At 30.7% G+C, this 14168-nt stretch carries 13 protein-coding genes; 6 read left to right on the top strand and 7 right to left on the bottom strand.

The window, feature by feature from the left end:
• Window positions 1-38 precede the first annotated feature (38 nt).
• Window positions 39-1481 (bottom strand): sucrose-specific PTS transporter subunit IIBC, encoded by a 1443-nt coding sequence (locus tag JQN76_RS05475; protein WP_001107107.1) that lies wholly within the window; start codon window positions 1479-1481, stop codon window positions 39-41.
• A 182-nt stretch (window positions 1482-1663) separates the two neighbouring features.
• On the opposite strand from JQN76_RS05475, the gene JQN76_RS05470 reads away from it, so the two are divergent.
• The 4 genes from JQN76_RS05470 to JQN76_RS05455 all read left to right on the top strand — a co-directional run bounded on the left by JQN76_RS05470 (window position 1664) and on the right by JQN76_RS05455 (window position 6754).
• Window positions 1664-2047 carry a YbgA family protein gene (locus JQN76_RS05470; protein ID WP_000664390.1) on the top strand — a complete coding sequence of 128 codons (384 nt, stop codon included), beginning with the start codon at window positions 1664-1666 and terminating at the stop codon, window positions 2045-2047.
• A gap of 1487 nt (window positions 2048-3534) precedes the next feature.
• Window positions 3535-5640 (top strand): AraC family transcriptional regulator Rsp, encoded by a 2106-nt coding sequence (gene rsp, locus JQN76_RS05465; protein WP_000128366.1) that lies wholly within the window; start codon window positions 3535-3537, stop codon window positions 5638-5640.
• A 70-nt stretch (window positions 5641-5710) separates the two neighbouring features.
• A complete protein-coding gene (locus tag JQN76_RS05460) occupies window positions 5711-6133 on the top strand; it encodes a pyridoxamine 5'-phosphate oxidase family protein (protein ID WP_000071904.1) in 423 nt (140 codons plus the stop codon).
• Between the two features lie 264 nt (window positions 6134-6397).
• Entirely contained in the window at window positions 6398-6754 is a 357-nt protein-coding gene (locus JQN76_RS05455; RefSeq protein WP_000727328.1) for a DUF4889 domain-containing protein, read from the top strand.
• 209 nt (window positions 6755-6963) lie between these two features.
• Here JQN76_RS05455 and JQN76_RS05450 read toward each other — a convergent pair whose 3' ends face one another.
• On the bottom strand, window positions 6964-8241 hold the full coding sequence (locus JQN76_RS05450) for a cation:dicarboxylate symporter family transporter (protein WP_001173165.1): 1278 nt from the start codon (window positions 8239-8241) through the stop codon (window positions 6964-6966).
• A gap of 181 nt (window positions 8242-8422) precedes the next feature.
• The gene (locus JQN76_RS05445) at window positions 8423-8788 is read right to left on the bottom strand and encodes a DUF3139 domain-containing protein (protein ID WP_000727537.1); all 366 of its coding nucleotides are present in this window, start codon (window positions 8786-8788) and stop codon (window positions 8423-8425) included.
• A gap of 397 nt (window positions 8789-9185) precedes the next feature.
• Between JQN76_RS05445 and JQN76_RS05440 the strand changes: the two genes are divergently transcribed.
• On the top strand, window positions 9186-9632 hold the full coding sequence (locus JQN76_RS05440; RefSeq protein ID WP_000289213.1) for a MarR family winged helix-turn-helix transcriptional regulator: 447 nt from the start codon (window positions 9186-9188) through the stop codon (window positions 9630-9632).
• Between the two features lie 215 nt (window positions 9633-9847).
• A complete protein-coding gene (locus JQN76_RS05435; RefSeq protein ID WP_001797427.1) occupies window positions 9848-10276 on the top strand; it encodes an Hsp20/alpha crystallin family protein in 429 nt (142 codons plus the stop codon).
• A 106-nt stretch (window positions 10277-10382) separates the two neighbouring features.
• Here JQN76_RS05435 and JQN76_RS05430 read toward each other — a convergent pair whose 3' ends face one another.
• The 4 genes from JQN76_RS05430 to nreA all read right to left on the bottom strand — a co-directional run bounded on the left by JQN76_RS05430 (window position 10383) and on the right by nreA (window position 14166).
• Window positions 10383-11552, bottom strand: coding sequence for a nitrate/nitrite transporter (locus JQN76_RS05430; protein ID WP_000278557.1), 1170 nt, complete (start codon window positions 11550-11552; stop codon window positions 10383-10385).
• A gap of 427 nt (window positions 11553-11979) precedes the next feature.
• Window positions 11980-12633, bottom strand: coding sequence for a nitrate respiration regulation response regulator NreC (gene nreC, locus JQN76_RS05425; RefSeq protein WP_000706315.1), 654 nt, complete (start codon window positions 12631-12633; stop codon window positions 11980-11982).
• A 22-nt stretch (window positions 12634-12655) separates the two neighbouring features.
• A complete protein-coding gene (nreB, locus tag JQN76_RS05420; protein WP_000606546.1) occupies window positions 12656-13690 on the bottom strand; it encodes a nitrate respiration regulation sensor histidine kinase NreB in 1035 nt (344 codons plus the stop codon).
• Between the two features lie 23 nt (window positions 13691-13713).
• Window positions 13714-14166 (bottom strand): nitrate respiration regulation accessory nitrate sensor NreA, encoded by a 453-nt coding sequence (gene nreA, locus JQN76_RS05415; protein ID WP_000186933.1) that lies wholly within the window; start codon window positions 14164-14166, stop codon window positions 13714-13716.
• Window positions 14167-14168: the final 2 nt, after the last annotated feature.

Raw genomic sequence — 14168 nt, 5'->3', positions numbered from 1 at the left:
CAATGACTGATACTTTGATTACTGTCATACCTCTTTTTTTATTCTACAACTTCTTTATTTGCTTTTCTTTTAGATAAAATTAAAGTAACTGTTATAGCAATGATGAATGATATTGTCATACCAACAAAGTAGTGTAACCATCCTGCATGTACTGGATTGATTGAAATAAATCCAGGCAATCCAGCAGTTCCTAATGCGATTGCTTTAACCTTGAAGAAAGCAATATATGCTGAACCAATACCTGATCCAACGATAGCGCCAATAAATGGATATCTTAGTTTTAAGTTAACACCAAACATAGCCGGTTCTGTAATACCAAGTAATGCTGAAATACCTGCGGCAGATGCCACACCTTTTAACTTTTTATTTTGTTTAATAATAAAGAACGCTGCAATTGCTGCACCACCTTGTGCAACATTAGACATTGTCGCAATCGGGAATATAAATGATCCACCCGTTTTAGTGGCATCTGCAATTAATGTCGTTTCTACAGCTATAAAGCTATGATGCATACCTGTAATAACAATTGGAGCATACAATAATCCGAATATTAATCCACCAATTGCACCACCAAATTCATAAAGCCATGTTAAACCATCTGATAACCAGTAACCTAATTGTCGAGTGATTGGACCTACAAATGAAAATGTTAGAAATGCTGTTATAAAAATAGATAACAATGGTGTTAACAAATTATCTAACACCGTTGGAATAACTTTGCGTAACCCTTTTTCAATTGAGGCTAAGATATAAGCTGCTACAAGCATAGGTAACACTTGTCCTTGATAACCTACTTGATTAATATGCAAACCAAAAACATCCCAATATGGAATAGCCTTACCTGCTTCAACTGCTTTTGGGAAATCGTATGCGCTCATTAGCGATGGATGAACTAGTATCATACCTAATGCAGCACCTAAAAATGGATTGCCACCAAAGCGTTTTGCTGCACTAAATCCAATTAAAATTGGTAATAATGTAAATGGTGCATTCGCAAAAACATTTATCATTTCAGCTAATCCAGCAAATTGACTATATACATCTATCAATGATTTACCTGAAAAGAATAAATCTTTCGCAGTCAAAATGTTATTTAACCCCATTAATAAACCACCAGCAACGATGGCTGGTATAATCGGAACAAAGATATCTGAAAGCATTTTTACAAATCTCTGTAACGGATTCATATTTTTAGCAGATTGTGCTTTGACTTCCGAAGTGGTTGATGCTTCTTTTCCAGTTAATTTTTCCAGTTCACTAAATACTTTATTGACTGTACCAGACCCAATAATAATTTGGTATTGTCCCCCAGTAGAAAACGTCCCTTTAACTACATCCATATTGTTTAGCGCCTCTTCATTTACTAAACTTTCATCATTTAAAACTAATCGTAGTCTCGTTGCACAATGCGCCATTGCATCTAAATTCTCTTCTCCGCCTATCGCGTTCAAAATATCTTCTGCGGATTGCTTATAATTCATATATTTAGCCTCCTAATTAGAACCGGTTCCATTTATTCCACTTTATTGTAACCGGTTCCAAAAATATTTGCAACACTCTATTATCATTTTATATAAACACCTACACCATTTTTGATAGCGCATTCATTTTTATTGCTATACTATATGCATGTATATTAACATTAATTATCGGAGGTAATTTTATGAAAGAACGTGGCTATATCGAACAGCTTTGGCGTGAGGAAAAATATCATGTATTGTTACACAGTCAACAGTCTTACCAAATAATAAGGAATGCTTTAAAAACGGATTTATCAATTCATCAAGTCCAACAAATGATTGATGATGCTTTGTTAATTGAACCGAGTATAGGAAGTGTATGTAATGCTTTTGATCATATGTGGGGGTATTTTAAAAAATGTGCGAATGAAGAAGAAAGACAACAATCAAAACTACTTAAAGCTGATTTTATTAATGGTAAAATCGACACCCAAACTTTATTAGATTTTTTAGCAGAACTTGCTAATAAATATGATGTTCAATATTTACTACAAAGTCGTGTTTTAAACACAAAAAGAAAGAGATAGATTGAAACTTTAGTTGTAACGGACAAATAGTAGTCATTGGAGTTCAGCAATTCATACTTTGTACTAAAGTTTACTATAATCTATCTCTCAAGGTTTAAATGTACATATCTATATTAAAATGCGTTTCATGATGTTAGAAGATACCATACACATTTAATTAGTTACAGCATAAATCAATTTATACCCTTAATTATTACATTGTTTATATTTTAAATTCGGGGGAGTAATTTTAAGTAATATCTTGTTGCTGCTAATTCTATTGTTAATAAATTGATATTAGATGTAGAAATTGAGTGTGAAAGTTAATAATAGATGATTTAGCTAGTAACATAATTAATTCATATATAGTCAAAAAGTTCTGTTAGATACTGTTCTTGATGTATATTCTTTGATGTTAGGTGTTAGCTATTCTAGATGAGTTTCTTAGATGTGGATGCCTGTCTTGATGAAGTTATCTATGATGTTAATATAATACTTGATGTTGATTCTTAGATGTTAGTGCGATTTCAAGATGCTGATTCTTTGTTGTTGCACTATCTTGGTGACGTTTCTAGTTGTTTATAGTTATCGCATCTCTTGATGTAAAATCTAAGATGTTTATGCATTTCTAGATGTTAATTCTTCGCTGCTTAAGAATTATCTTGATGGTAAATCTAGTTGTGCCATGCATTTTCTCATGATGAATCTAAGGTGTTAATTCATTGATGTGTGCTGTTTCTTGTTGCTTCATTATCTTGATGGTGAATTTCGTTGTCTAATGCACTTTTTCAAATGATTATTCTAATTGTTACGGCAATAACTAGATGGATTTTCTTAGATGTTCACTTTTCTAGATGTTTATACTTATCTTGATGTTTTCTAAACAGAACTTTTAAACGCTTTATTTTTTAGTAGATTGTTTAAAATTTCTTAGTTGATGGTTATTGTTGTTGATTTGAATAATTTGTAGCGAATATTTTGTAACAGGGCTACTAAGAATTTTTATAACAAGAAGTGATTTCAATCGTACTAATTTTCAGCGTTTGATGACAAAAGTGTATGTCCAAACTTAAATAATGGCGATAAAATTTAAGTCATGGGTACATTTAATGTTTTTTGATTCAAACTTCCATTTTGGTCAATTTGCTTTTTTTATAACATAGTTGAATATCAATAAAAGATTAGCAAGTTAGTTCAAAATGGCTATGTATTGTTTTTTGAAATACATAGGTTTGAAATCTATATTAATTATGCACCAAATAATTTAATTAGACTCTATCGAAAATTTCCAAATTTTGCTTACTATCTTTCTAATTTTACTTTTATATTGTGCACAATGCATAAAAACAAGCGTTTTCCTAGGAGTTTTCATTAATTTCTTTTATTTTTCACTATTACCTTTTCAAAAATATTCAACTATAATAGGTATACTATCCATGATTTTAAAAATTTCCATGTTTTACATTTAAATGATAGATTTCAATATATATTAGGCAGGAGAGAGAAATATGACATGCCAACTTAAAATACATCATACATTATCGACAATACCCAGTCGTAATATTAATAATATTATGGTGCTATTTTCACTTACAAGTAAACTCAATATTACGATTAATGGTGAAACCAAAGACGTAAGTAATTATATTATCTTAATTAACCATGGTGATATTTATAATATTAACCACGGCGAAAATATAATCGAATTAATGATACCCGTTTTTTATTTTTATCAACAAGATGATGATTTCTTTAATGGTTATTTAGATCGTCATTTATTACAATCAAGTAATTATATTAAGTCATTAATTGCCGATTTAATCAGTACACCAACAAGTTCTTCTTTAATGGGGAAAAATATAGGTCAAAGTATTATAGACACTTTACTTAAAGAAGCTTTTATAAGAATAGATCATGAATATTTACCAAATATTGCTTTAAGCAATCCGGTGTTCATAGACTGTGTAAACTATATTCATGACAATATTGATGCGCACTTGTCTTTAAAAGATATAGCGATGCATTGCAACATCTCTGAATCATATTGTTCTAATCTTTTTGTTCGATATTTGAGTATGAATTTTAAAGATTATTTTACAAGTATTAAACTTGTTAACGCCATCAATTTATTACTTTCTACAAAACATTCTATTACAACTGTTTCTGAATTGGCCGGTTTTAACAGTCATACAAATTTTGCAAATCAATTTAAGAATTACTTGCATTTTAGTCCTAAACAGTTCCGTTCACTCGTTTCCAAGATTACTGAACCACCACAAATACACTTCCAACAAGATAACGTATCACAATTCACTGAGTTAATTTCAACAATTGATTTAACAGCTCAACTGGCTACAAATACAACAGATATTCATATAGATGATTTTAATCCGAAAGATCGAAGTCAGCGTGCCAAAGTATTTGTTCGATTTAGTAATTTCAATGAACTATTTCAATTTATTTTCAATGAATATTACGATATTAACTTTGAGCACTTACCAAAACCTGTCGTTTTCATTGACGATATTCACGATATTGAGATTAGCCAAACGAATTACAACCTGTTAAATAGATGTTTTGAAAAGCTTTTCGAAAAAAATATAGGTTTAGCAATCGCTATTAAATCAACACAACAATTCGAAACGATGAAGCAATTAATACTAACATTTTTACAAGGCAATCAAGACTATAAGACAAGCAAGAAATTAGTTAAATTTATGCTCGTATTTTGCTCTAATTCTATGACAGCAGAAGAAATTCATTTATGTCATCTTAAAATTAAAAACAAAAATAAAGAAATTAAATATAGTGTGACAGTCGATGGCTTTTTAGAAACTTATTCAACCGTGGAACAAGTTTATGATGTCATGCAGCGTCTTAAATTCCATTATTACTTTATTGATATTGAAAATTCAAAAACTGCAACACATCTTATCACTAAAAACCAACACTATCATCAAACTGACACTCATTTTGAACAGTATAAGAAATTTATTTTAGATTCAGGTATATCATCAACACAATTTGTATATAATAACCTGTCTGTAAGCGGATTTAAATATACTAATGATGGTAAGAATCCAATTCAATTATCTGACATAGTGTATCACTTAATCGCATTATTACGATATGGCGGTGGCATTAGCTATCAATTATTAGATGACCATTCAAATTATATTTCCTTGTACAACAAATATGGTAGCCCCCTACCATTAATGCATTTATATAAAATGTTTAGACCTTTTGTTAATGAAGACATTGAAATTACAAATAATTATGTATTGAGTCGTAAAGATAATAACTACCATTTCTTATTATTCAATAAAATTAATGACCGATATATGTCAGACGTAAAACAAGACTTCATTTTCCATAATGAATTACCTCAAGATTCTTTGATGATTATTAAAACTTTGAATCATGAACATGGTTCAATTCAACATTTGCTTCCAATAAGTGATCAACTTGTCTATATAGAAAAAGAAATTCTAGATGAATTAGACAAAACGAATTACCCTAAAACGGAGCTTGCAGTTCAAGAAGAAACTGGTCGTACATTTGAACTCAAGTTAAATCACGACGAGGTTAAATATATTTGCTTTAAACCAAGCTAAATACTAACAGTCCTCTTGTGTTTAGTTTCTTACGTTAAAGGCTATTTATATCATAAGGAGATGATATAGGATGAGTAACTCACAAGCAATTCAAGCAATTGAAAACGTGTTAGCAACGTCAAAAGTTGGTGTATTATCAACTGCATATAATAACAAACCTAATAGTAGATATATGGTCTTTTATAATGATGGTCTTACTTTATATACTAAAACGAATATCCATTCTGCTAAGGTCAAAGAAATTAAAGATAATCCAGCAGCATATGTTTTGTTAGGCTACAATGATACGACAAATCGCAGTTTCGTTGAAATGGAAGCCACGATAGAAGTAGTTACTGATCAAAAAGTAATCGATTGGTTATGGGAGACTCAAGATAAAAGCTTTTTCAGTTCAAAAGAAGATCCAGAACTTTGTGTTTTAAAGGTGACACCACAATCTGTTAAATTGATGAATGACAAATCATTAGATACACCTATCAAAATCGATTTATAACACAAAGTATATATAGGAAATAACTTTTATGAATTCTAGATATAACAATGTTAAATACTTAAAATAACTCGCTATAATTAAAGTGTTTAATATGTTTACAATTCAATTTGCAATGTATTGTTTTTTAGACACACTTTATTCACATTTAACGTGATTAGGGTGTGTCTTTTTAAATTAATTTTATGTAATATAAATACTGCATTTGCAAACTGTTGCACTTTTAGGTATAACAGAATTAACTACATTTAAGGAGATTGATGAACCATGAAAAAGAAAAAAGGTTTTGGTCTTGGTATTAGTTTAATCGCCATCATGTTAATTGTATGTATTGTATTAGTAATCATGATGATGACTGGCGGAAAGAAAGATACATACTATGGAATTATGAAAGATAATACTACTATTGAAAAAATGATTAGTGAAAAAGATGAAAGCATTGAGAAGAACGTTAAATTACCTTCAGATTCAGATGTTAAAGTTAAAAAAGGTGATTTTGTAATTGTTTATAAATTAGCAGATTCAGATAAAATTGTTAAAGTTAAAAAAGTTGACCATGATGACGTCCCTCACGGTTTAATGATGAAAATTCATGACATGGGCAAAATGCACATGAAACACTAATTGTAATTTAAATTACAAATTTTAGTTGCCATCAAGGTATATACGAGTAAAAGCAGCGGTAAGTTGATTTCCAATTTGGAATCATCTTACTGCTGCTTTTTAAGAATTACTGTGTCAGTCTATTTTCGGTTCGCCTGCGCTTTTGCGCATGCATAAAAGCCCCTAACAACCAAAGGTTGTTAGGGGCTTTAAATGTCAGATAGTATTTTTTAAATTGATTTTAAATATTCTTGACCTTTTGCTTTGTCATATACGTTTTCCCATTTAGCTATAACGATTGTTGATAATGCGTTACCAATAACGTTTACACATGTACGTACCATATCTAAGATACGGTCAACACCAATAATTAATGCTAAACCTTGTGCCGGTAAGCCCATGGCACCTAATGTTGTTAATAAAACAACGATTGAAGTTCCTGGTACTGCCGCCATACCTTTAGACGTAATCATTAATGTTAACATCAACACAATTTGCTCTGATAATGTTAAGTGCATTCCATACATCTGTGCAACGAATAATGCTGCAATAGATTGATAAAGTGCTGATCCGTCTAAGTTAAACGTATAACCAATTGGTATAACAAAAGAAGTAATTTCTTTTGGAGAACCGAAGTTTTCCATTTTCTTCATCATTACAGGAAGTACAGCTTCCGAACTTGATGTAGAAAATGCTAAAAGCAATTCACTTTTCAAGATTCTAATAATATTCATGATATTAATACCACACATCCATGCAACTAGTCCTAGTATAGCGAATACAAAGAACACCATTGCAAAGACAACAACTAATACTAATTTTAATAGTGGTAATAATGCGGATGCACCAAATGTAATAATTGTAGTACAAATGAATGCAAACACTCCAAGTGGTGCTAATTTTAAAATTTTATTAATCATCCAGAACACAGCTTCAAGCGATCCGCTTAAAAATTCTTTAACTGGTTCTGCTTTTTTACCTACAGCAGCTAATCCTAATCCAAAGAATACTGCGAAGAAGATAATAGGTAATAATTCACCCTTATTTAAAGCTTCAAAAAAGTTTGTCGGAATAATATGTACAATGGTATCAATAAAATGATTTCCATATGTAGATTGTTCTGCTGCATGTGCAGTTGATTGATATTTAGAAATATCACCTTTAGGTAATTTTGTTGGGTCTAATCCAGCACCTGGTTTAAATAGGTTACCGAAGATAATCCCTAAACCTATTGCGATTGTTGTAATAATTTCAAAGTATAAAATTGTTTTCCAGCCATAACGCCCTACAGTTTTCGATTCCCCAACGTTCGAAATAGAAAGCGCTAGTGAGCAAAATACAACTGGTATAACGATCATTTTAATTAAATTTAAAAATACGTCACCAAATGGTTTAATGTAATTTGCTACGTTTTCTTGTCCATATAATAAAAGTCCTACGACAACACCTAACACTAATGCAATAACAACTTGCATAGGTAGGCTAATTTTTCTCTTGAATAGAGCCATAGTACAAACTCCCCTTCATCTGACATCACTCAATTATATCAGAAAATTGATAATTATCTATAAAAAATTAAAATATTTATCTTTTATAGATGTCAAAAATCACTAATTTCCATACAAAAACTGTTTACCTCAAATAATTAAAATTGAAGGCACTAAACTGTTTCACCAGTTATACGTTACACTATTTTGATGGTTTATAATTTTGATTAAAATATTTATGCTTTGCAGTTTTCAAACTTTTCTTAGTCTCTGTATCAAAGCCTTCAACAAATAATCCTTTATTAGTACTGATTGGTTGCACAACATAAGTTACACCAGGTTCATCTTTAAATGTAACTTCCTTATAGAAGAGACCTTTTTTAGCACTATACTCTGTTTTTTCTGATTTAATTTTATCTTTTAGATTTTTCTCTTCCAAGTAACTGTCAATTAGTTGAATATTCTTATGGCCTTGATATGTTTTCAGACCAAAGAAAAATGCTACTGCAACAATTAATGAAATAAATAATATAATGATAACTTTAATCGCGTTTTTTTTCTTCTTCATTATGTAACTCCTTTTTGCTTATCTATTCAGTATGAACGAATCAATTTATTTAATAAAGAGTTTTTACCAGATTGTAACAAATTTTTTTATTCTCAATATTATTATAGAAATCGAATTACATACACGATGCTTTTAAAAAATTTAATAACAAATTTTATTTTACTATCTATCAAAATAATTGACTACTTTTAACAATTAAGGATGATACAATTACATTTTTTTCAATTTAAAAAATCAGTCATATCAGTAATTACCGATGAAAATACTAAGATATCGATATATTTTGCATTATTTAACATTTAAATTCAATTATAGACAATTCAATAATTGCGATGAAATCAGTACTTGACAACTATTACACTTCATAATATTGTTTATTTTAACAAGGAGTGATTGGATGTATGTAGAAAACAGCTATCTTAGCAAACAGTTGTGTTTTTTATTTTATGTTTCTTCAAAAGAAATAATTAAAAAATACACAAACTATCTTAAGGAATATGATTTAACCTATACTGGTTACATTGTTTTAATGGCGATTGAAAATGATGAAAAACTTAACATCAAAAAATTAGGTGAACGTGTATTCTTAGATTCTGGAACACTGACACCATTACTAAAGAAATTAGAAAAGAAAGATTACGTTGTTCGAACACGTGAAGAGAAAGATGAAAGAAACCTACAAATTTCTCTAACAGAACAAGGTAAAGCAATAAAAAGCCCTCTTGCTGAAATTTCTGTTAAGGTCTTTAATGAATTCAACATTTCAGAACGAGAAGCATCAGATATAATTAATAATTTGCGGAATTTTGTTTCTAAAAATTTTGACTATTCCGACAAAAAATAACTCCCTATCATAAGGTGATGGGCAGAAGTATGCATCGCTATGTTTATTCATTATCTTTATTGCTTGTATAAATCTCGATGCTCAGTTCTTTTGCCCTGATTCCTTATCAGGCACAAATCTACCCATTTATTACTTTTTTATCTCCCCTTTTACTTTAACTTTTTTAATACTACTCATATAATGGCTTTGTAATACAAATTTCTATAATGGAAGTGATGATATTGAACTTCAATCAATTCGAGAATCAAAACTTTTTTAACGGTAATCCAAGTGATACATTTAAAGATTTAGGTAAACAAGTATTTAATTACTTTTCAACACCTTCATTTGTAACGAATATATATGAAACAGACGAATTATATTACTTAGAAGCTGAACTAGCAGGTGTAAATAAAGAAGATATTAGTATCGATTTCAATAATAATACGCTCACTATTCAAGCTACTAGAAGCGCAAAATACAAATCTGAACAACTCATTTTAGATGAGCGTAACTTCGAATCATTAATGCGTCAATTTGATTTTGAAGCTGTTGATAAGCAACATATTACTGCTAGTTTTGAAAATGGGTTATTAACCATTACCTTGCCTAAAATCAAACCAAGCAATGAAACTACTTCATCAACATCTATTCCAATTTCATAGTTAAATTTAAAATGAATACACTACTAAAGCCTTAATGTCATGCTACGAATATTGCGCATGATATTAAGGCTTTGTATTTAACTAAATGAATGTCATGTATTACATATCAACCGTTTTTCAATGAGCCATATTCTTTTTGGTATAAATGACGCATGGTAAATAATGCAATACATCCAAATACCGCTAAGAAAATAAATGCTAAATGACTTGATCCTGTTAAATTAGCTACGTACGTGATTACTAGTGGTGGGAAGAATCCTCCTAAACCACCCATCATTGATACGATACCATTTGCGGATCCCGCTTCATTTAAGAAGTAGGATGGTACTAATTTGAAGATTAAGCCGTTACCAATACCTGCACAAATACTTATTGTTAAACAGCCTACAGTGAATAATGCGATATGGTCTAAAATACCTAAAATAATGGCACCGATAATCATAACAACAAAATCAATCATCAATACTTTAACTGCATTAAATTTATCACCTAAAATGCCACCTATTGGTCTTAAGAATGTTGCCAGCGCAATGAATACACCTGATCGAATACCAGCATCTACTTTGTCAATTCCAAAATGATTTACTAAGTAGTTAGGTAAGAAAATACCAAATGCTACAAAAGCACCAAAAGTAATGAAATACCAATAACTTAAGTAATATAATTTGTAGTTTTTAGATAATGTTTTCATTTGTGCCATTAATGGCACTTTAATTTTACGTTCTTGTGTATCACCAAATATAAACATAATTAATGCAAATAAAGCGATAATAATTAAGTAACTTCTAACAGTTGTTTGCCAACCAATAATACCCGCAATTGGCGGTGCTAAAAATGAAGAAACTGCTGTACCGATATTTCCCATACCATAAATACCATTTGCTAGACCTACTTTTTCTTTAGGGAAATATTTAGGAACTGATGTAACACCAACTGAGAAAATTGCACCACCTACACCAAGGAAAAATCCTGACGCCATTAACATACCCGGTGTTTGTGCTTGGCTTAAGAAAAATATCGGGAATAACAATACGATAAAACTAGTAAAGAATACCCATTTAGCGCCAACAATGTTTGTTAGATAACCAAATGGCACACGGAGCACCGATCCCAAAATAACTGGTATCGCTAAAATGATTGATATTTGACCTTCAGTAACATTGACATCTTGTTTAATAAAGGGCATTAATGGCGCAATTATACTCCAAGCCATAAACCCAACCACTAAACTTAATGTTTGTAATGTAAGTTGAAAGCCACCTTTTGTTTTGTACATACGTTTCACCTTCATCAAAATCATTTATTTTTTAATAGATATCAATACTCTGCCTATATATTAGAGGTCAATGTTATTTAAAAATGCTTTCATTTATATGAAAACATTCAATATAGACAAAGTATTGACTACATATATATTTTATTATGATTGTGAAAAAGTGAACATAAGGATTTTCCCTTATTTATGAAGTGATTTACCCTATACAATGTCCCTTTAAGATGCTTTTAGACACTTATTCGCCATCATTTTAATCATATTATTTAGGAACACTCACATACTTTTCAATTTCAAACATCCTCTCCATTCATCAACCTAATTCTTAGTCATAACTATCTGCATATATTTAATGATAAAACATACAAAAGCGCCAGAAGATAATCATTTCCTCTCGCGCTTTTATACTGAATTATATTAATTTCAAACTCTAAAACTCTAATAATTTCTTTTTCAATGCATATTCAACTAGCTCAGGTTTACTCTTTAAGCCAAGCTTTGTCATAATATGCGTCTTATGTGCTTCTACTGTTTTCACAGATACAAATAATTTCTCTGCAATTTCTTTATTCCCGTAACCTTTGGCAATAAGCGGCAATATTTCTAGTTCTCGTTTTGATAAGATTTTAAAAGGATCTGTTGTGTTTGCAGTGTCCTGATTTGAATTAGATACAAATTCATTCACTAAAGATGTTGTAAGTTTCATATCTACATATGTTTCACCTTTATATACAGTTCGAATAGCTAACAATAATTGTTCATCAGGTGCATTTTTCAATATGTAACCTTTCGCACCATTACGCAACACATGGAACAAATACTCCTCATCATCAAACATTGTTAATATTAGTATTTTAGTTTCAGGAAAACTGTCAGCAATTTTACTCGTAGCGATAAGACCTGACTCACCTGGTGGCATACTTAAATCCATTAGTAACACATCAGGTTTATATTCCATTACTTTTTGGTAAGCTTCGACGCCATCTGCAGCCGTTGCAACAACTTCCATATCATTTTGATAATTTAAAATCATAGAGAACCCCGTACGGACAACAGCGTGATCATCGGCAATGACTATTTTCAATTTTATTCCCCCAATGTATGTTTCAAATTGGAATGTTCAATGTAACATTGGTACCCTCACCAATTTTCGTTTCAATATTGACGCTACCGCTGACTAACTCAGCTCGCTCATTCATTCCATATAAACCGAGTCCAGAACCTTTAGGCTTAGAACTTGGATCAAAACCATTTCCCGCATCTATCACTTCTGCTACCAAATGGCGCCCAGTTTGACGGATACCTACATTTATTTCATTTACATCAGCGTATTTCAACGCATTTAAAATAGCTTCTTGCACTACTCGATAAACAACCGTTTCAATATCACTATCAAAGCGAGTATTTTTAATATTTGATGTATATATGATTTTTATTCCATAATTTTCTTCAAACTGTTTAAAATATGATTTAAAAGCTGCTTCAAGGCCTAGATCATCCAAAGAAGCGGGTCTTAATTCAACCGACATATTACGTATATCATCAATTAATTTAGCGACAATATATTCAATATTTTCTGCGTCTTCCAAAAGCTTAGTTGTATCTTCTTGATATTTTAATAATCTCAATTGAACATCTACATTGAGCATTTCTTGAATCACACTATCATGTAACTCTCTAGAAATTCGCTTTCTTTCATTTTCTTGGGCTGAGATTGTTTTACGCATCATACGTTGTTGATGCAATTTCTCTTGCTGTTCAATTTGTGATGAAACATTTTGAAGCGTAAATGCATGAATTCCCCTGTCTTGATCAATCAACTGATATGTTGCTGTAAATGGCATCACTTTTTGATCTTTCGTCTTCATAAATACTTGGAAATTCGTAGCTTGTACTTGCATTGATTCTAAGAAACAGTCTTTACATGATTGTACATCATAGGCATTTGTATACCCTTCACATCTGTGACAAATCGCATTCGCCACAGCACTGTAATTATCTTCTTCAGATAATATATCTTTAGCAGCATCATTCATTGCAATAATTTTACCGTTATCATCAGCAAAAACTATCTTTTCGATTGAATGCTCATAATATTTTTTCAATAAAGTATCTAACTGTATACTGTCCTCATTAATCATGACTTACACCCTAATTCATCTCATTATTTATCATCATTGAAAATACCAAACTTACGTTGAATATCATCATTATCAAATATTTTTGGTAAAGGACGACCATCTCTTTGACCAAATAATAGTACGCCATACACTTGATTCTTATACCAAAGCGGCACTGCTAAAACTGCTGTTAATGATTCGCTCAATAAAATTGGATAGTCAATCTTTTCTTCAGGCCCTAAAGCTAAACCAACATTGGCTATTACCATACGCTTTCCTGTTTTCATAACAGTTCCAGCTAATCCACGACCTTTTCTTAGAATAATCAATTTAAATCGATTATTTTTATTACCTGAAACATAGTGCCATTTTATTGGAGATGATGGTTTGTTAGATTCATAGAAAGCGATTGCCGCAAAATCATAACCCTCTTCTTTGCGTATTTTATCTAATGTCTCTTGAAATCTACGATCTTCAATTATTGCTTCTGGTGTCAAAT

Source organism: Staphylococcus sp. SM3655 (assembly GCF_016917315.1).
GTDB classification, from domain to species: Bacteria; Bacillota; Bacilli; order Staphylococcales; family Staphylococcaceae; genus Staphylococcus; species Staphylococcus aureus.
The sequence above is the reverse complement of the archived record's forward strand: the minus strand, read 5'-3'. Positions and strand labels throughout refer to the sequence as shown.

Coding starts and splice junctions, on each gene's coding strand:
- JQN76_RS05475 (WP_001107107.1), bottom strand. CDS start 1,481: ATGAATTATAAGCAATCCGCAGAAGATATTTTGAACGCGATAGGCGGA.
- JQN76_RS05470 (WP_000664390.1), top strand. CDS start 1,664: ATGAAAGAACGTGGCTATATCGAACAGCTTTGGCGTGAGGAAAAATAT.
- rsp (WP_000128366.1), top strand. CDS start 3,535: ATGACATGCCAACTTAAAATACATCATACATTATCGACAATACCCAGT.
- JQN76_RS05460 (WP_000071904.1), top strand. CDS start 5,711: ATGAGTAACTCACAAGCAATTCAAGCAATTGAAAACGTGTTAGCAACG.
- JQN76_RS05455 (WP_000727328.1), top strand. CDS start 6,398: ATGAAAAAGAAAAAAGGTTTTGGTCTTGGTATTAGTTTAATCGCCATC.
- JQN76_RS05450 (WP_001173165.1), bottom strand. CDS start 8,241: ATGGCTCTATTCAAGAGAAAAATTAGCCTACCTATGCAAGTTGTTATT.
- JQN76_RS05445 (WP_000727537.1), bottom strand. CDS start 8,788: ATGAAGAAGAAAAAAAACGCGATTAAAGTTATCATTATATTATTTATT.
- JQN76_RS05440 (WP_000289213.1), top strand. CDS start 9,186: ATGTATGTAGAAAACAGCTATCTTAGCAAACAGTTGTGTTTTTTATTT.
- JQN76_RS05435 (WP_001797427.1), top strand. CDS start 9,848: ATGATATTGAACTTCAATCAATTCGAGAATCAAAACTTTTTTAACGGT.
- JQN76_RS05430 (WP_000278557.1), bottom strand. CDS start 11,552: ATGTACAAAACAAAAGGTGGCTTTCAACTTACATTACAAACATTAAGT.
- nreB (WP_000606546.1), bottom strand. CDS start 13,690: ATGATTAATGAGGACAGTATACAGTTAGATACTTTATTGAAAAAATAT.